A 17,334-nucleotide genomic window follows, 5' to 3' on the forward strand; every position below is an offset into this window, starting at 1 on the left:
CGAGTGGGTTACGGCGCCGCTACCCCGCCTTCAGCACCTGTGCCACCACCGGGCCGGCCGCCGTCGCCCCGTGGCCCGCGCTCTCCACGAACGCCGCCGCGGCGAGGTCGTCCGAGAAGCCCGTGAACCACGAGTCGGACACCCCCTGCCCGTCGACCTCCGCCGATCCGGTCTTCGCGCCCTTGTCGCCGCCCACGGAGGCCATGGCTTCCGTGGCCGTGCCGTAACTCGCCGTCGCCGTCAGCCGCATCATGTCGCGCAGCTGCTTCGCCACCTGCGTCGGCAGCTTCCGCTCCGCCGTCGCGAAGGTGCGGTTGTCGACGTCCGCCGCCACCAGGTACGGCTGCCTGAAGACGCCGGCCTTCGCCGTCGCGGTGATCGAGGCCATATTCAGCGGGTTCATCTGGACCGTGCCCTGGCCTATGTACTGCTCCGCGGCCGCGCCGCCCGTCGCCTCGGGCACCGAGCCGTCGACCGAAAGGATGCCGGTCTTCCACTCCAGGCCGATGCCGAAGACCTCCTTGGCCTCCCTGGCGAGTCCGAAGTCGTCGCCTTCGGTCTCCTTCACGTCGTCGATCTTCTTGATGAAGGCCGTGTTGCAGGAGCGCGCGAAGCTCTTCCCGAAGGTCGCTCCGTTCATCGAGAAGCCCTCCAGGTTCCCGATCGTCCGGCTGTAGTACGTGGCGGTGGGCGGGCACTCGGCCACCTGGTCCGCCTTCACCAGCCCCTTCTCGAGGAGCAGCGCCGCCGTCACGATCTTCATCGTCGAACCGGGCATCTTCTTGCCCTCGAACGCCGCGTTGAACCCGTTCGGCGAGCTGTTCGCCACCGCCCGCACCGCCCCCGTCGACGGCTGGACCGCCACCACGGACGCCGTGCCGTGGCGCGCCACCGCCTTCTCGGCCGCCGCCTGCACGTCGGCGTCGATCGTCGTCTGCAGCCGGCCCGGCTCGCCCTTGGCGAGGGTGAGCAGCGTCGTGTCGGGGACACCCTGCACGCCCGGGTCGACGTAGACCTCGACGCCCGGCCTGCCGCCCGTCGTCGAGCCGTACCGCTCGCGCAGCTGGGCCAGGACCGGCCCGAGCGACGGGTACCTCTCGGCCGTCAGGACCCGGCCCTTGCGGTCCACGGCCTGGATCTCGCCGGTCTTCGCGCCGCCCGTGCGGAGCGTCGCCGTCTTCGTCGTCAGCTTCGGGTGCAGCACCGTCGGCTTCCAGTCGACCAGCGCCCGGCCGGTCGTGAGGCCGCGCACCACGGTCAGTTCCGAGGCGTACGTCCACGGCTTGGAGACGCCCTGGTACGTGACGGTCGCCTTCACCGTGAACGGCACCGACGTGCCCGATCCGGTCGCCGCGCCCGGCGTGATGGTGACGGCGGAGACCCTGGCCTCCTCGCGGAAGCCGGCCAGGGCCGGCCCGGCGTCGACCGGGTTGTTCGTCAGCTGCGCCGCCCGGTCCGCCTCGCCGGCGGCCCAGGCCGCCAGGAAGTCCTTCGCGGTCGACGTCACCTCTTCCGAGGTGACCGGCCCGGTCCTCTTGCCGTCGGCGCCGGACATGCCGGTCGTGCCGCCCGAACCGCCCGTGATCCCGTTCCAGAGGTTGTAGCCCCCGTATCCGATCCCGCTCGCCACGACGACGAACACCCCGCCGACGATCGCGACCTTGGCACCACTGCGCATGGCTGCGCCTCCCTCCCCAGGTGTGGCCTCCCGGCAGCCTAAGCGGCAGGAGTGACACCTGCGACGGTCGTTACCGGAAAGCGACCGGGGCGTCGGTTTGCCGAGACGCCCGTGTCCGCGACGCCGGGGCGCCCCGCGCGGGCAGGCCCTAGTCTGAGAAGAGGGGCCCCTACCGAGCCGAGGTGGTGTGCCGTGTCCGAGGACAGCACGTACTGGGCTTCTGGAAACTGGCAGGTCTCCGAGGGCGATGCCGATGAGTTCGTCGACCGTTGGAGGGCCTTCCTCACCTGGACCAAGGAGGCCAATGACGGCTTCCTCTCCGCGCGGCTCATCCGTGACCTGAACGAGCCGCGCCACTTCGTGTCCTTCTCCTCCTGGCGGGATCCGGCGGCGATGAAGGAGTGGCAGAGCAAGCCCGAGTTCGCCGAACTGCTCGGCGCCTGCCGGGCCCTGTGCGACGACATGTCGAGCGGCGGCTACGAGCTGGCCGTGTCCGTGTGACGAGAGCTCCGGGAAGCCGCGAGGGCGCGACCGGCCGGCCGCGCCCTCACCCCGTTCTCACCCGCCGCACCCGGGTGTCGAGCCACGTCCTGTTCCGCCGGTCGGGCCGTACGGCAGCTAGCTGCTGGGCCGTCTCTGCGCCGTGATCATGGTGTCGGAGCCCCTGGTAGAGGCTCGGAACGGTCTCCCGGGCCCACCCCTCACCGCCCGGCTGGGGCGCGACATGCCGGGGGCCCCGTTGCCCGCCACTCGCATGCGGCGAATGATGGAAGTGTGGCCCTACAGCCGGATCGGTGATACCCATGCATGCCGTAATCCGTAGGCGCGCAGCCACCGCAGCAGGGGCTTTCGCCCTCTGCGGAGCTCTCGCCGCGCCAGCAGCCATGGAGGCGGCCTCGGCCGTAAGCGATAACGGACAAGTGGTCCTTCAAGACCATGTGAAGAAGCCGAAGAAGCCGAAGAAGGTCAAGTAGCCCCCTGGTCGTAGAGGGCGCGACCGGCCGGTCGCGCCCTCACCCCGTTCTCACCCCGCTACACCCAGGTGTCGAGCCACATCCTGTTCCGCCACTGGTCCATGGGAATCGCCTGCCCCGTGTAGAGCGGCCAGAAGTAGATGAAATTCCAGACGATGAGGAGAACGAGCACACCCGCGGCCACCGCCCCGAAAGTGCGCCGCCTTTCCGAGGAACCCGCCGGGCCCATGATCGCCCCCAGCATCATCGCCACCGCGAGGCACAGGAACGGGACGAACACCACCGCGTAGAAAAGGAAGATGGTGCGTTCCTGGTAGAGCAGCCACGGCGCCCAGCCGGCCAGCACGCCGCACGCGATCGCGCCCGCGCGCCAGTCGCGGCGGAAGGCCCAGCGCCACAGGACGTAGAGGAGCGCGAAGCAGGCGGCCCACCACAGGAGCGGCGTGCCGAGGGCCAGGACCTCCTGGGCGCACTTCTCCTTGGCGTCGGCGGGGCAGCCCGCGGTGCCGGGGGCGGGGGACTCGTAGAAGTAGGAGACCGGGCGGCCCAGGACGAGCCAGCTCCACGGGTTGGACTCGTAGGTGTGCGGCGAGCTCAGGCCCACGTGGAACTTGTAGACCTCGGTCTCGTAGTGCCACAGGCTGCGCAGCCAGTCCGGCAGCCAGCTCCAGGTCCCGCCGCCGGTCAGCCGGTCCTGCTCGGCGGCCCAGTTGCGGAAGTAGCCCTTGTCCGTGAAGATCCAGCCCGACCAGGACGCGAGGTAGGTGGCGATGGCGACCGGGACCGTCGACACGAAGGCTGGGACCAGGTCGCGGCGGGCCACCGCCGCGTACGGGCTGATCGCGCCGGCCGTACGCCGGGCGCCGATGTCCCACAGCACCGTCATCAGACCGAACGCGGCCATGATGTAGAGGCCGTTCCACTTGGTGCCGGCGGCCAGGCCCAGCATCACGCCGGCCGCGAGCCGCCACGGCCGCCAGCCGAGCCGCAGCGTCCGCGCCACCGACGCGTCCGGCCGGAGCACTCCCTCCTCGTCCACCGGGAGCGCCGCCGCCAGCCGGGCCCGCGCCCGGTCCCGGTCCACGACCAGGCAGCCGAAGGCGGCGAGCACGAAGAACATCAGCACCTGGTCGAGCAGGGCCGTGCGGCTCATCACGAAGTGCAGGCCGTCCACGGCGAGCAGCAGGCCCGCCAGACAGCCCAGGAACGTCGAACGGAACAGCCGCCGCCCGATCCGGCACAGCATCAGCACCGACAGGGTGCCGAGCAGCGCCACCATGAACCGCCAGCCCAGCGGCTCGAAGCCGATCATCTTCTCGCCGAGCCCGATGATCCACTTGCCGACCGGCGGATGGACCACGTAACCCGGGTCCGTCGGCACGAGGACGGAGCCCGGGTCGGACAGGATCGTCTTGTCGATGTCCTTGGGCCAGGCACCCTCGTAGCCCTGGTTGATCAGCGCCCAGGAGTCCTTGGCGTAGTACGTCTCGTCGAATATCACCGCGTCCGGCTCGTCCAGCTTCCAGAACCGGAGCAGGCCCGCGACCAGCGCGACGAGCAGCGGCCCGCCCCAGGCGGCGAGGCGCCACACCCGGTGGGCGGCCTTCGGAGGGATCCCGAGGAGCGACCACAGCCGCGGCGAGGGCCGGGTGTACGGCGGCACGAGCCGCTCCCGCAGCCCGACGGCCAGGGGGCCCGTGGTGTCGGGGCGGTAACCGAAGTGCCACAGCCTGCGCTGCCACGCGGACTGCTCGGCCCCGGTCGGTCCCACGAGGTCCGCGCGGTCCCAGGCGTCCTGGGCGTCCCTCGCGTCCCGGGCGTCCTTGGCGGCCACGGGGCCTTCGGCGTCCATGGGGTCCATGGGGTGCTGACCCTCCAGGGCCTCGGGTGCGGTTCTGGTCACCGCGCCATCGTAGGGAACGCGTCTGTGCGCGTCGCCTGTCCGGGCTGGGTGGACCACCGGCGGGGCTGGGAGGATGACCCATGTGACAGGAACGCTGGTACTCGCAGGCACGCCCATCGGCGACATCGCGGACGCTCCGCCGCGGCTCGCCACCGAACTGGAGAACGCGGACATCGTGGCCGCGGAGGACACCCGCAGGCTGCGCGGGCTCACCCGCGCGCTCGGGGTCCACACCCAGGGCCGGGTGGTCTCCTACTTCGAGGGCAACGAGTCGGCCCGCACGCCCGAGCTGGTCGAGGCGCTGGCCGGCGGCGCGCGGGTACTGCTGGTGACGGACGCGGGCATGCCGTCCGTCTCCGACCCCGGCTACCGCCTGGTCGCCGCCGCCGTCGAGCGGGACATCAAGGTCACCGCCGTGCCCGGCCCGTCCGCCGTGCTCACCGCGCTCGCCCTGTCCGGGCTGCCCGTGGACCGCTTCTGCTTCGAGGGCTTCCTGCCGAGGAAGGCCGGCGAGCGGCTCTCCCGGCTCCGCGAGGTCGCGGAGGAGCGCCGCACCCTCGTCTACTTCGAGGCCCCGCACCGGCTCGACGACACCCTCGCCGCGATGGCCGAGGTCTTCGGCGCGGACCGCCGGGCCGCCGTGTGCCGGGAGCTGACCAAGACCTACGAGGAGGTCAGGCGCGGCCCGCTCGGCGAGCTCGCGGAGTGGGCGAAGGAGGGCGTGCGCGGCGAGATCACCGTGGTCGTCGAGGGCGCCCCGGAGACCGGTCCCGCCGAGCTCGACGCGGCGGAGCTGGTGCGCAGGGTGCGGGTGCGCGAGGAGGCGGGGGAGCGGCGCAAGGAGGCCATCGCGGCGGTCGCCACGGAGGCCGGTGTCCCCAAGCGCGAGGTGTTCGACGCCGTCGTCGCGGCGAAGAACGCGGAGGGCCCCGGTACCGGAAAGGCCCCGTAGGCCGGTAAACCGCGGGCCCCGTCATCCGTAGGTCCTGATAGGCCCCGTAAAAGGTAAAGGGCTAATCTGAAAGGCAAAGCGGAAACCCGGCGGCGGGCCGCTTGAAGGCCTTCGGGGCAAGGAAACGCCAAATGGCGTCCATGGTTTCTCCGGCGCTGATGCGCTCCGGCCGGAAAAGGCGTCCACTGGGTTCAGTGGAGAGGAGCTGGAATGAGCGAGATCACCGGCACCGGCACCGGAACGCCCGTGGCCCACGAGGCGTACGCCTTCGCCTGCATGAGATGCGGATACGGCTGGGAGCAGGCGTACGAGATAGAGCACCACGTGGACGCACGGGGGCACGAATACGTCGTGTACAAGGCCGACGGGGCCCGCGTCCCCTCGCCGCTGTCCCGGCCGACCTGCATGAACTGCGGCAGCCACGTCGTGCGGATCATGCGGGCGGGCCAGGTGTCGTCGGTGCTCGACATGGTGGCCGCGACCGAGCACCACAGCCGCGGGGCCCGGCCGGCCAAGCCGGTGTCCATCGCCGGGCCCATCGGCCAGGAACTGACGGAGGACATCCCCGTCGCGGGCGAGGAACCGCCGCCGGTACCGCACCACTGGCACCTCTCCGACCTGCTGCACCCGTTCCGCTCCCGCAGGTAGCCCCGGCGGTAATCCTTCGCGGTGGAACTCATGGCCCTCGTACGATCGGGGCCATGAGTTCCAAGGACGCCCCGCCGCCGCTGCCCGAGCCCCTGCTGGTCCCGGTCGCGGACTCGCACACCCATCTCGACATGCAGTCCGGCACCGTGGAGGAGGCCCTCATCAAGGCCGCCGCCGTCGGCGTCACCACGGTCGTCCAGGTGGGCTGCGACATCAAGGGCTCCCAGTGGGCCGCCGAGACCGCCGCCGCGCACGAGCACGTGCACGCGGCCGTCGCCCTGCACCCGAACGAGGCCCCCCGGATCGTCCTGGGCGACCCGGACGGCTGGTCGCGCCAGGGCGCCCGCGAGGCGGGCGGCGACGCGGCCCTCGACGACGCGCTGGCCGAGATCGACCGGCTGGCCGCCCTGCCGCACGTCCTCGGCGTCGGCGAGACCGGCCTCGACTACTTCCGTACGGGCCCGGAGGGCATGGCCGCGCAGGAGCGTTCCTTCCGCGCCCACATCGAGATCGCCAAGCGCCACGGCAAGGCCCTGGTCATCCACGACCGCGAGGCCCACGCCGACGTGCTCAGGGTCCTCGACGAGGAGGGCGCGCCCGAGCGGACGGTCTTCCACTGCTACTCCGGCGACGCCGAGATGGCCGAGATCTGCGCCGCCAAGGGCTACTACATGTCCTTCGCCGGCAACGTCACCTTCAAGAACGCCCAGCCGCTGCGCGACGCCCTCGCCGTCGCCCCGCTGGAGCTCGTCCTGGTCGAGACCGACGCGCCCTTCCTCACGCCGGCGCCCTTCCGCGGCCGCCCCAACGCCCCGTACCTGATCCCGGTGACCGTCCGGGCGATGGCCGCGGTCCGCGGGATCACGGAGGAGGAGCTGGCCGAGGCCATCGCGACGAACACGGCGCGCGCCTTCGACTACTGACGGACGCCTCCTGACCGCCGACCGCGGACCGGGCAACCCGGCTGATCACCGATCCATAACGGTTACGCAAGGTAGTCGAGTCGTTTTGGAGAGTGATCGGCCTCAGGGCTAGGGTCCCGGCCTCGTGAGCACTTCGCATCGTTCCGGGGCCCGCAGGGCCGCCCGGCGCCGCAAGGCGAACCCGCCCGCCGTCGAGGGCCTGCGGCGCATCGTCCCGCAGGCCCTGGTCGTGGCGTTCCTCGCGGGCGGCACCAGCGCCTTCGTCGCCAACGACAAGGCCGTCAGACTGTCGGTCGACGGCGTGCCCCGCACCCTGCACACCTTCGCCGACGACGTCGAGGAACTGCTCGCCGACGAGGGCCTGGCGGTCGGCGCGCACGACATCGTCGCGCCCGCCCCTGGAGCCGCCCTCGCCAGCGGCGACGAGATCGTCGTCCGCTACGGCCGCCCCGTCGCCCTCACGCTCGACGGCCGGCGCCGCCAGGTGTGGACCACCGCCCGCACCGTCGACGGCGCGCTGCGCCAGCTCGGGGTGCGGGCCGAGGGCGCCTACCTCTCCGTCTCCCGCTCGGCGCCCATCTCCCGGCAGGGCCTCGCCCTCGACGTCCGCACCGAGCGCGCCGTCACCCTTCTGGCCGACGGCCGGGAGCGGACCGTGCGCACCAACGCGGCCACCGTCCGCGAGGCCGTCGAGGAGGCCGGGATCACCCTCTCCGGCCAGGACACCACCTCCGTGCCGCTCGGCTCCTTCCCGCGCGACGGCCAGACGATCACCGTGCTGCGGATCACCGGCACCCAGGAGATCCGCGAGGAACCCGTGCCGTTCGCCGTCGAGCGCACCACCGACCCGGAGCTCTTCGCCGGCACCGAGGTCGTCGAACGGCAGGGCGTGCCGGGCGTGCGCCGGGTCACGTACACCCTGCGGACGGTCAACGGCGTCCGGCAGAAGCCGCGCCGGGTCCGCGAGGAGACCGTCCGGGAGCCCGTCGCCCAGCGCGTCCGGGTCGGCAGCCGCCCGCTGCCCAGCTCCGTCGCCGGCGCCGACGGTCTGGACTGGGGCGCGCTCGCCGCCTGCGAGTCCGGCGGCCGGCCGAACGCCGTCGACCCGTCCGGCACCTACGGCGGGCTCTACCAGTTCGACCCCGGCACCTGGCGCTCCCTCGGCGGCAGCGGCGTCGCCCAGAACGCGCCCGCCGCCGAACAGACCTTCCGGGCGAAGAAGCTGTACGTGCAGCGGGGCGCGAGCCCGTGGCCCCACTGCGGCCGCCGGCTGTACGGGTGACCGGGGTGAGCCGTCGGCCGGGCGTACGGGCGCCCCGTAGGCTGTACCGGTGAGCACCACCACCGGACCCGACGGTCCCGACGCCCTCCTCGGCCCCGCCGACATCCGCGAGCTGGCCGCCGCCCTCGGCGTGCGCCCGACCAAGCAGAAGGGCCAGAACTTCGTCATCGACGCGAACACGGTCCGGCGGATCGTCCGTACGGCCGGCGTGCGCCCCGACGACGTGGTCGTGGAGGTCGGTCCCGGCCTCGGCTCCCTCACCCTCGCGCTCCTGGAGGCCGCGGACCGGGTGACGGCCGTCGAGATCGACGACATCCTCGCCGCCGCCCTGCCGTCGACGATCGCCGCGCGCATGCCGGAGCGCAAGGACCGCTTCGCGCTGGTCCACTCCGACGCCATGCACGTCCAGGAACTGCCGGGCCCGGCGCCGACCGCGCTCGTCGCCAACCTGCCGTACAACGTCGCCGTGCCCGTGCTGCTGCACATGCTGGACCGCTTCCCGACCATCGAGCGGACCCTCGTCATGGTGCAGGCCGAGGTCGCCGACCGGCTCGCCGCCCGGCCGGGCAACAAGGTGTACGGGGTGCCCTCCGTGAAGGCCAACTGGTACGCGGAGGTCAAGCGGGCCGGCGCCATCGGCCGCAACGTCTTCTGGCCCGCGCCCAACGTCGACTCCGGGCTCGTGTACCTGGTGCGGCGCACCGAGCCGCTGAAGACCACGGCGACGAAGGAGGAGGTCTTCGCCGTCGTCGACGCGGCCTTCGCCCAGCGCCGCAAGACCCTGCGCGCGGCCCTCGCCGGCTGGGCGGGCTCGCCCGCCGCGGCCGAGGCGGCCCTGGTCGCGGCCGGGATCTCGCCGCAGGCGCGCGGCGAGGCACTGACGGTGGAGGAGTTCGCGCGGATCGCCGAGAACGCCGTGGACAAGGGAGCCGAGCAGCAGTGAGTGCGAACGGGGCTACGAACGTGAACGCCGCTGCGGGTGTGACCGTGCGGGTGCCGGCCAAGGTCAACGTCCAGCTCGCGGTCGGCGGCGCCCGCCCCGACGGCTTCCACGACCTGGCGAACGTCTTCCTCGCCGTGTCCCTGTACGACGAGGTCACCGCCACGCCCGCCGCGACGCTGACGGTCACCTGCGAGGGGCCCGACGCCGACAAGGTGCCGCTCGACCGCACCAACCTGGCCGCGCGGGCCGCCGAACTGCTGGCCGCCCGGCACGGCATCGCGCCCGACGTGCACCTGCACATCGCCAAGGACATCCCCGTCGCCGGCGGCATGGCCGGCGGCAGCGCCGACGGCGCGGGCGCGCTGCTCGCCTGCGACGCGCTGTGGGGCCTGGACTCCTCGCGCGACGAACTCCTGGAGATCTGCGCCGAGCTGGGCAGCGACGTGCCCTTCAGCCTGGTCGGCGGCGCCGCCCTCGGCGTCGGCCGGGGCGAGCGGCTGACCGCGCTGCCCGTCGGCGGCGCCTTCCACTGGGTGTTCGCGGTCGCCGACGGCGGTCTGTCGACGCCCGCGGTGTACGGCGAGTTCGACCGCCTCAACGAGGGCGTGGCCGTGCCCGAACCGGTCGCCTCGCCGGCGCTCCTGGACGCCCTGCGGGCGGGCGACGCCGCCGCGCTCGCGGGCGCCCTCGCCAACGACCTCCAGCCGGCCGCCCTGTCGCTGCGGCCCTCGCTGGCCGCGACGCTGGCGGCGGGCACGGACGCGGGCGCGCTGGCCGGCCTGGTCTCCGGCTCGGGTCCGACCACCGCCTTCCTGGTGAAGGACGCCGAGTCCGCCGAGTCGGTCGCCGCCGCGCTGATCGCCTCCGGAACCTGCCGGACGGCCCGTGTGGCGACCTCCCCGGCGGCCGGGGCGACCCTGCTGGGCTGACTACAGCTTGTTCTTGGAGATCGTGGCCAGGAGCAGGTTCGGGTCCGGGTCCGTCTGGGTGAGGAAGGCCGCGCTGTTCACGTAGACCTTCTTGGCCTGCACCGCGACGGAGGTCGGGCCGTCCAGCCCGTCCGCCTTGGTGAGCACGGTCTTGTGGGTGCCGTCGGGGCGGATGAGCTCCACCTTGTGGTCCGCGATGAGCGCGGCGAGGACCGTGTCGCCGTGCCCGGTGAAGGCGAAGTCGTCGATGTACGTGAGCCCCGTCGCCCTCGTCTCGATGGGGCCGGCGGCCCGGTCGGGCTCGGGGCCGACGGGGATGCGCAGCAGCGTTCCCTTCGCCGTGTTGGTCACCCAGACGGCACCGTTGTGGACCTTGACGCCGTTGGCCCCGAAGGGGATCTCCGCGGTGGGCTGGAGCTCGGCCCCGGTCGCCCAGGCCGTGGGCTCGCCGCCGGTCACCGGCAGGCTCCACACCACGCCGAGACTCGTGTCGGGGGTGTAGAGGGTGCCGCACTCCTCGTCGAGGGCGAGCCCGTTCGGGAACGCGTTCGTGGGGAAGAAGCCGATCTGCTCCGGCTCGCCGCCGGGCGCGATGCGCCAGACGCCGGTCTCGGCGGTGTTGGTGACGTAGTTGACGTACAGCGTGCCGTCCTTGGCGCGGGCGATGCCGGTGGCGGCGGGTCCGCCGACGGGCGTCGATCCGCCCGGCACGTCCGGGAGGGTGGCGATGACCTCCGTCGTGCCGTCCTTGGCGACGCGGGCGACCTGGTGGGCGAAGGCCCAGGTGATGTCGGCCGAGCCGTCGGGTTCGAGGGCGATGTTCTCCGCCTGCTGACCGGCGGCGAAGTCGAAGTGGGCGACGACGTGCGGGTCCGTGACGGTCGGGTCGCCGGCGGACGCGGGTCCGGCGGCGAGCACGCTGAGCGCGGCGCCTGCCGCGGCGACGGCGGCGAGGCGGGTGGTGCGGCGCATGGGTCTCTCCTTGTGGGGGGTCACCCCGTGGGGTGCGATGCGACTGCAGACGAACATGACGGACCGCCGGCCCGACCGCCCGGGAGACCGGGCCGCGGGGTCGCCCGCGCGGCGGACCACGGCCCACCATCCGCACCCATGCGCGCCGTACCCACGCCCGCCCGTACTCACGGGCGAGTTGAGTATCCGAGCGCTGACGGAGCCCCGGCCCGGACCGGCACCGTGCCCGTATGGGATTCAGTGCGCGTGACCTCGCTGCCGCGACCCCGGCGACCCGTGACCGCTACGTCGACCTGCTGCGGGTCGCCTCGCTCGCCGTCGTCGTCCTCGGCCACTGGCTGATGGCCGCCGTCACGCCCGACGGGCAGGTCGGCAACCTGCTCGCGGTCGTCCCGGGGCTGCAGGTCCTCACCTGGGCGCTCCAGGTGATGCCGGTCTTCTTCTTCGTCGGCGGCTTCTCGCATGCCCTCGCCCACCGCTCGCGCCCGCGGTACGCGGAGTTCCTGCGGGCCCGGCTGCAGCGGCTGCTGCGGCCGACGATGGTGTTCGTCGGGGTGTGGGGCGCGCTGGCGCTGGTGCTGCAACTGCTGGGCGCGGACGGCGGACTGACCGGGGTGGCGCTGCGGCTCGTCACCCAGCCGCTGTGGTTCATCGGCATCTACCTCGCGATGGTCGCCTTCACGCCGCCGCTCCTGAGGCTCCACGGGCGGTACGGCTGGGGCGCCTTCGCCGGGCTCGCGGCGGGCGCGGTGGCGGTGGACGTGCTGCGGTTCGCGGCGGGCGTGCCGTACGTGGAGTTCCTGAACTTCGCGCTCGTCTGGCTGGCGGTCCACCAGCTCGGCTTCCTGCGCGCGGACGGGATGATCCGCCGCCCGGCGCTGCTCGCGGGCGCGGGTCTGCTCGGCGCCGCCGCGCTCGTCGCGTTCGGGCCGTATCCGCTGTCCATGGTGGGCATGCCGGGCGAGAAGGTCTCCAACATGGCCCCGCCGACGCTGGCCCTGCTCTGCCACGGCCTGTGGCTGGTGGGGGCGGTCGAGCTCCTGAAGGGCCCGGGCGCCCGGTTCACGGCGCGGGCGCGGGTGTGGCGCGGGGTCGTGGCCGCGAACGGGATCGCGATGACCGCGTTCCTGTGGCACCTGACGGCGATGCTCGGCGTGTACGGGGCGCTGCTCGCCCTCGGTGTCCGGCTGCCCGAGCCGGCGACGGCGTCGTGGTGGGCGCAGGTCCCGCTGCGGCTCGCGGCGGCGGCGCTGCTGACCGCGCTGCTGGTCGCCGTGTTCCGCCGCTTCGAGTTCCCGGTCCCGCCCGGCCCGGCGACCGCCGCGGGCGGACCGCTCGCGGCCCTCGGCATCACACTGGCCCTGCTGGGGGTCCTCGGACTGTCGATGACGGGCTTCGGCGGCCTCCTGGAGGGCCACACGGCCACCCTGATCGCCGTCCGCGTGTCGGCGCCCGTGGCCGTGGCGATGACGGTGGCGGGGTGGCTGCTGGTGGAAGGGACTACATTTCGTCGATCTCGGTGAGGTCGATGTCGATGTCGAAGGGGACCGAGAGCTTCAGCCGGTCGCGGTGGACGCCCGTGCAGGTGTACGTCTTGGTGACCGGGTCGCGCTCGTAGACCCGTACGACGGCGTGATCGTCCTCGCCCTCCATCTCGACCAGCCAGAAGTGCTCGATGCCCGCCGCCGCGTACTTGCGGGGCTTGGTGTCGTGGTCCCGGGACTCGGAGTCGGGGGAGACGACCTCGACGGCCAGCAGGACGTCGGCGACCGGATAAGAGGTCTGCCGCAGGCCCTTGACGGCTTCCCTGCGGACGACGAGGACATCGGGCTCGGGGCCGTTGCTGCGGTCGATGACCACCGTCATCTCGTTGTAGACCCTGTGCGTCGCCGGAGCGGCGGAGGCCAGTCCGTTCGTCAGCAGTCGGATCACGATGTTGTGGAAACGGCGCTGCGGGCTCACGAAGACCAGGCTCCCGTCGATCAACTCGGTGTGCGGCGGGAGGCCGGGCAGGGTGTCCAGGTCGTCCACCGTCCAGCCCTCGCGAGGCGGCACCGGCCATGCGGGAGCCGACTCAGCGGTCGGCCTGGTCGTCGGCTCGGCGGTCATGGTTCCTCCCATGCACGGGATTCTTCGGCCTGCCCGTCCACGGTAGCCCGAGGATCACGAACCCGTCATCACAACGAGTGACAGCGCGGCACGTTTCGCGGCTCCGTCTACCCTGGACGTCGATCGATCCCCCGCCACAGGAGTGAAATGGCCGTCAACCTGGTCAATGTCGAGTCCGTCAGCAAGGTGTACGGCACCCGTGCACTGCTCGACGGGGTCTCGCTCGGCGTCTCCGAAGGGGACCGGATCGGTGTCGTCGGGCGCAACGGAGACGGCAAGACCACTCTCATCCGGATGCTCGCCAGGCTGGAGGAGGCCGACACCGGGCGCGTCACGCACAGCGGCGGGCTGCGGCTCGGGGTGCTCACGCAGCACGACTCGCTCGACCCGAAGGCCACCATCCGGCACGAGGTCATCGGCGTCATGGCCGACCACGAGTGGGCCGGCAGCGCCAAGATCCGCGACGTGCTCACCGGGCTCTTCGGCGGGCTCGACCTGCCGGGCTTCGAGAAGGGCCTCGACACCGTCATCGGTCCGCTCTCCGGCGGCGAGCGGCGGCGCATCGCGCTCGCCAAGCTGCTCATCGAGGACCAGGACCTGATCGTTCTCGACGAGCCCACCAACCACCTCGACGTCGAGGGCATCGCCTGGCTCGCCGGGCACCTGCAGAACCGGCGCTCCGCGCTCGTCTGCGTCACCCACGACCGCTGGTTCCTCGACCAGGTCTGCACCCGCATGTGGGACGTGCAGCGCGGCTCCGTCTACGAGTACGAGGGCGGCTACTCCGACTACGTCTTCGCCCGCGCCGAACGCGAGCGGATCGCCGCCACCGAGGAGGCGAAGCGGCAGAACCTGGTCCGCAAGGAGCTGGCGTGGCTGCGCCGCGGCGCGCCCGCCCGGACGTCGAAGCCGCGCTTCCGCATCGAGGCCGCCAACGCGCTCATCGCGGACGTGCCCGCGCCCCGCGACACCAGCGAGCTGATGAAGTTCGCCAACGCCCGGCTCGGCAAGACCGTGTTCGACCTGGAGGACGTGACCGTCACCGCCGGGCCGAAGACGCTGCTCAAGCACCTCACCTGGCAGCTCGGCCCCGGCGACCGCATCGGCCTGGTCGGCGTCAACGGCGCCGGCAAGACCTCGCTCCTCCGGGCGCTCGCGGACGCCGCCGTCACCGAGGGCGACATCCAGCCCGCCGCCGGCCGCGTGGTCGTCGGCAAGACCGTGCGCCTCGCCTACCTCTCGCAGGACGTCACCGAACTCCCCGCCCAGCTGCGGGTCCTGGAGGCCGTGCAGCAGATCCGCGACCGGGTCGACCTGGGCAAGGGCCGCGAGATGACCGCCGGTCAGCTGTGCGAGCAGTTCGGCTTCGGCAAGGAGAAGCAGTGGACGCCCGTCGGTGACCTGTCGGGTGGCGAGCGGCGGCGGCTGCAGCTGCTGCGGCTGCTCATGGACGAGCCCAACGTCCTCTTCCTCGACGAGCCCACCAACGACCTCGACATCGAGACCCTGACCCAGCTGGAGGACCTGCTCGACGGCTGGCCCGGCTCGATGATCGTCATCTCCCACGACCGGTTCTTCATCGAGCGCACCACCGACCGCACCTTCGCGCTGCTCGGCGACCAGACGCTGCGGATGCTGCCGCGCGGCATCGACGAGTACCTGGAGCGGCGGCAGAAGATGATCGAGGCCGCCGCACCGGCGCCCGCCGCGCCCGCCGCACAGCAGAAGCCGGGCCTGTCGGCCGCCGACGCGCGCGCCGCGAAGAAGGAGCTGCAGAAGGTCGAGCGACAGCTCGACAAGATCTCCGACAAGGAGAGGAAGCTGCACGCCCAGATCGCCGAAAACGCCACGGACTTCGAGAAGGTGGCCAAACTGGACGCCGAGCTCCGGGAACTCGCAGGTGAGCGCGAGGAGTTGGAGATGCGGTGGCTGGAGCTCGCCGAGGACGCGTAGAGAAGTCGTAGAGGACGCGTAACGGAGGCATCACGGGCCGGTCCTCCCTTGGGAACAAGGGACGGACCGGTCACTTTTGCGCCATCGCGTGAGTGGTAGAAAGAAAACCCGCTCACATCAAGGGGGAAGCGCTGATGACCCAGCCGCCCAGCAACCAGCCGCCGGGAGGCTTCGGCGCGCCGGACCCGAACCCGGGGGCCAACGTCCCGCCGGTGCCGCCGATGCCTCCGCAGGCCCCGCCGGCTCCGCCCGTACCGCCGCAGGCGCCTCCGGCCGCTCCGCCGTCGCCGCAGCAGGCGCCGCCCGCGCAGCCCGGCCCGTACGGCTACCCGCAGCAGGCCCCGCAGCAGCCGGGCCCGTACGGGTACCCGCAGCAGGCCCCGCAGCAGCCCGGCCCGTACGGCTATCCGCAGCAGCCGGGCCCCTACGGGCAGCAGCAGCCCGGCCCCTACGGCGCCTACCCGACGGCCCCGATGCCGCCGGCCCCCGGGGGCGGCGGCAGGAACCCGTTCAAGGGCAAGCCGGGTCTGGTCGTCGGCGCGGCCGTCGCCGCGGCCCTCGTCATCGGCCTCGGCACCTGGTTCGTGGTCGGCGGCGACGACGAGAAGGAGCCGGTCGCCCAGCCGACCAACTCCGCCACCACCGGCCCGAAGCCGACCCAGTCCGTCGACAAGGGCGACGGCTCCGGCGACGGCGAGAACGGCGGCCCCGAGGACCTCAACGCCGGCCGCAAGGACGGCGAGGCGAAGATCAGCTGGCTGCTGAAGAACGACGTCGACCTGCCGCGCAACGGCGCCGACGTCTACGGCCCGTGGATCGTCGGCGACACCGTCGTCAAGGCCATGTACAAGGGCATCGACGGCTACAGCCTCGCCGACGGCTCCCCCAAGTGGCACATCGACGTGCCCAACGAGCTGTGCGCCGCCCCGCCGCAGCCGTCCGCGAACGGCCTCATGGTCTTCGGCTACAAGGACAGCGCGGGCGACCGCGCCAAGTGCCTGGAGATGCAGCAGGTCGACCTCAACACCGGCAAGGCGGGCTGGAAGAAGTCCATCCCCAAGCCGACCGGCCTCTTCGCCTTCTCCGACAACACCCTCGCCATCGGCGGCAACACGGTGACCGCCTCGGGCTCCAGCTCCGCCTACGGCTTCTCGCTCACCGACGGCAAGCAGCTCTTCACCGGCCCCACCAGCGGCTGCAAGCCGTACGCGTACGCGGGCGGCAGCAAGCTGATCGCCGCCTCCAAGTGCCCGTCGGGCGACGTGAGCAAGGAGCAGCACGAGATCAGCGAGGTCGACCCGAACACGGGCAAGGCCAAGTGGAGCTTCAAGCTCCAGGCGACGTGGGAGGTCGACAAGGTCTACTCCGTCGACCCGCTGGTCGTCTCCGCCACCCAGCGCGAGCAGAAGAAGTGGGCGATCTTCTCGCTCACCGCCGACGGCAAGGAGCGCTCGCAGATCCAGGGCGGCAAGGACAAGTTCGCCCCGCGCTGCGGCGGCACCTTCGTCATCTTCGGCAAGAACCTCCAGGGCTGCACCGGCGTCGCCGCCGACCAGAACACCTTCTACATGGCGACCGACACCGAGTACGGCACGCCCAACGAGGTCATCGCCTTCGACCTGAACACCGGCAAGCCCAAGTGGCGTTCCAAGGCGCCCGGCGAGCAGACCATGACGCCGCTGGGCATGGAGGGCTCCGAGGTGCTGCTCTACGTCGAGCCGCGCTACGACGCGGGCGGCGCGGTCGCGACCCTCGCCCCGACGGGCGGCGCGCCGAAGACGCTGCTCCAGCACCAGGCCGCGGTCTCGTCGCTGGAGAGCTCCTTCTACGACGCCGGGTACGCGTACTCCAACGGCTCGTTCGTGATCGCGGCCGGCCGGGTCTCCGCCTCCAACGACAAGGCGGAGAAGGAGACCAAGACGATGATGGCGTACGGCAAGTGACCCCCTCCGTGACGGCCCGCGCGGGGTGGGCGCCGGCGCGGCCCGCCCCGACGGGCCCCCCCCCGTTCAACACGGCACGTATAAACAAAAAAACGAGCGCAACAAAAATAGTGTGGATGACGAGG

At 72.2% G+C, this 17,334-nt stretch carries 14 protein-coding genes; 10 read left to right on the forward strand and 4 right to left on the reverse strand.

Annotated elements, in window-relative coordinates; all coding sequences use genetic code 11:
* Positions 1 to 19: 19 nt before the first annotated feature.
* Positions 20 to 1,678 (reverse strand): penicillin-binding transpeptidase domain-containing protein, encoded by a 1,659-nt coding sequence (locus tag ACFVGS_RS07705; protein WP_385691410.1) that lies wholly within the window; start codon positions 1,676 to 1,678, stop codon positions 20 to 22.
* A 192-nt stretch (positions 1,679 to 1,870) separates the two neighbouring features.
* On the opposite strand from ACFVGS_RS07705, the gene ACFVGS_RS07710 reads away from it, so the two are divergent.
* On the forward strand, positions 1,871 to 2,179 hold the full coding sequence (locus tag ACFVGS_RS07710; RefSeq protein ID WP_384415878.1) for an antibiotic biosynthesis monooxygenase family protein: 309 nt from the start codon (positions 1,871 to 1,873) through the stop codon (positions 2,177 to 2,179).
* Between the two features lie 531 nt (positions 2,180 to 2,710).
* Here ACFVGS_RS07710 and ACFVGS_RS07715 read toward each other — a convergent pair.
* On the reverse strand, positions 2,711 to 4,504 hold the full coding sequence (locus tag ACFVGS_RS07715; RefSeq protein ID WP_385691533.1) for a dolichyl-phosphate-mannose--protein mannosyltransferase: 1,794 nt from the start codon (positions 4,502 to 4,504) through the stop codon (positions 2,711 to 2,713).
* A 133-nt stretch (positions 4,505 to 4,637) separates the two neighbouring features.
* On the opposite strand from ACFVGS_RS07715, the gene rsmI reads away from it, so the two are divergent.
* The 6 genes from rsmI to ACFVGS_RS07745 all read left to right on the forward strand — a co-directional run bounded on the left by rsmI (position 4,638) and on the right by ACFVGS_RS07745 (position 10,232).
* On the forward strand, positions 4,638 to 5,507 hold the full coding sequence (rsmI, locus tag ACFVGS_RS07720; protein ID WP_384415881.1) for a 16S rRNA (cytidine(1402)-2'-O)-methyltransferase: 870 nt from the start codon (positions 4,638 to 4,640) through the stop codon (positions 5,505 to 5,507).
* Between the two features lie 210 nt (positions 5,508 to 5,717).
* Complete coding sequence (locus ACFVGS_RS07725) at positions 5,718 to 6,155, forward strand: hypothetical protein (RefSeq protein ID WP_384415884.1); 438 nt, start codon at positions 5,718 to 5,720, stop codon at positions 6,153 to 6,155.
* A gap of 53 nt (positions 6,156 to 6,208) precedes the next feature.
* Complete coding sequence (locus tag ACFVGS_RS07730) at positions 6,209 to 7,078, forward strand: TatD family hydrolase (protein WP_385691414.1); 870 nt, start codon at positions 6,209 to 6,211, stop codon at positions 7,076 to 7,078.
* A gap of 124 nt (positions 7,079 to 7,202) precedes the next feature.
* Positions 7,203 to 8,360: a ubiquitin-like domain-containing protein gene (locus ACFVGS_RS07735; protein ID WP_384415890.1), complete on the forward strand. Its 1,158-nt coding sequence runs from the start codon at positions 7,203 to 7,205 to the stop codon at positions 8,358 to 8,360.
* Positions 8,361 to 8,409: 49 nt separating this feature from the next.
* On the forward strand, positions 8,410 to 9,303 hold the full coding sequence (rsmA, locus tag ACFVGS_RS07740) for a 16S rRNA (adenine(1518)-N(6)/adenine(1519)-N(6))-dimethyltransferase RsmA (RefSeq protein ID WP_385691417.1): 894 nt from the start codon (positions 8,410 to 8,412) through the stop codon (positions 9,301 to 9,303).
* A 20-nt stretch (positions 9,304 to 9,323) separates the two neighbouring features.
* Positions 9,324 to 10,232, forward strand: a complete 909-nt coding sequence (locus ACFVGS_RS07745) for a 4-(cytidine 5'-diphospho)-2-C-methyl-D-erythritol kinase (protein ID WP_384415896.1) — start codon at positions 9,324 to 9,326, stop codon at positions 10,230 to 10,232.
* Here the strand turns inward: ACFVGS_RS07745 and ACFVGS_RS07750 are convergent, their stop codons facing one another.
* Positions 10,233 to 11,204, reverse strand: a complete 972-nt coding sequence (locus tag ACFVGS_RS07750; RefSeq protein WP_384415898.1) for a hypothetical protein — start codon at positions 11,202 to 11,204, stop codon at positions 10,233 to 10,235.
* Between the two features lie 230 nt (positions 11,205 to 11,434).
* On the opposite strand from ACFVGS_RS07750, the gene ACFVGS_RS07755 reads away from it, so the two are divergent.
* Positions 11,435 to 12,727 (forward strand): acyltransferase, encoded by a 1,293-nt coding sequence (locus tag ACFVGS_RS07755; RefSeq protein WP_385691420.1) that lies wholly within the window; start codon positions 11,435 to 11,437, stop codon positions 12,725 to 12,727.
* On the opposite strand, the gene ACFVGS_RS07760 is transcribed toward ACFVGS_RS07755, so the two are convergent.
* Positions 12,705 to 13,313, reverse strand: a complete 609-nt coding sequence (locus tag ACFVGS_RS07760; RefSeq protein WP_384415929.1) for a Uma2 family endonuclease — start codon at positions 13,311 to 13,313, stop codon at positions 12,705 to 12,707. The genes ACFVGS_RS07755 and ACFVGS_RS07760 overlap by 23 nt on opposite strands.
* A gap of 147 nt (positions 13,314 to 13,460) precedes the next feature.
* Between ACFVGS_RS07760 and ACFVGS_RS07765 the strand changes: the two genes are divergently transcribed.
* Both ACFVGS_RS07765 and ACFVGS_RS07770 read left to right on the forward strand, forming a co-directional pair.
* The gene (locus tag ACFVGS_RS07765) at positions 13,461 to 15,266 is read left to right on the forward strand and encodes an ABC-F family ATP-binding cassette domain-containing protein (RefSeq protein ID WP_384415904.1); all 1,806 of its coding nucleotides are present in this window, start codon (positions 13,461 to 13,463) and stop codon (positions 15,264 to 15,266) included.
* Positions 15,267 to 15,400: 134 nt separating this feature from the next.
* Positions 15,401 to 17,209, forward strand: a complete 1,809-nt coding sequence (locus ACFVGS_RS07770) for a PQQ-binding-like beta-propeller repeat protein (RefSeq protein WP_384415907.1) — start codon at positions 15,401 to 15,403, stop codon at positions 17,207 to 17,209.
* Positions 17,210 to 17,334: the final 125 nt, after the last annotated feature.

Origin of the sequence: Streptomyces sp. NPDC127114 (genome assembly GCF_042677525.1) — a bacterium.
Lineage (GTDB): Bacteria > Actinomycetota > Actinomycetes > Streptomycetales > Streptomycetaceae > Streptomyces.

Excerpts from the sequence above, each read along its gene's own strand:
- ACFVGS_RS07705 (WP_385691410.1), bottom strand. The coding sequence starts at position 1,678 with ATGCGCAGTGGTGCCAAGGTCGCGATCGTCGGCGGGGTGTTCGTCGTC.
- ACFVGS_RS07715 (WP_385691533.1), bottom strand. The coding sequence starts at position 4,504 with ATGGACGCCGAAGGCCCCGTGGCCGCCAAGGACGCCCGGGACGCGAGG.
- ACFVGS_RS07725 (WP_384415884.1), top strand. The coding sequence starts at position 5,718 with ATGAGCGAGATCACCGGCACCGGCACCGGAACGCCCGTGGCCCACGAG.
- ACFVGS_RS07730 (WP_385691414.1), top strand. The coding sequence starts at position 6,209 with ATGAGTTCCAAGGACGCCCCGCCGCCGCTGCCCGAGCCCCTGCTGGTC.
- ACFVGS_RS07750 (WP_384415898.1), bottom strand. The coding sequence starts at position 11,204 with ATGCGCCGCACCACCCGCCTCGCCGCCGTCGCCGCGGCAGGCGCCGCG.
- ACFVGS_RS07755 (WP_385691420.1), top strand. The coding sequence starts at position 11,435 with ATGGGATTCAGTGCGCGTGACCTCGCTGCCGCGACCCCGGCGACCCGT.
- ACFVGS_RS07760 (WP_384415929.1), bottom strand. The coding sequence starts at position 13,313 with ATGACCGCCGAGCCGACGACCAGGCCGACCGCTGAGTCGGCTCCCGCA.
- ACFVGS_RS07765 (WP_384415904.1), top strand. The coding sequence starts at position 13,461 with ATGGCCGTCAACCTGGTCAATGTCGAGTCCGTCAGCAAGGTGTACGGC.
- ACFVGS_RS07770 (WP_384415907.1), top strand. The coding sequence starts at position 15,401 with ATGACCCAGCCGCCCAGCAACCAGCCGCCGGGAGGCTTCGGCGCGCCG.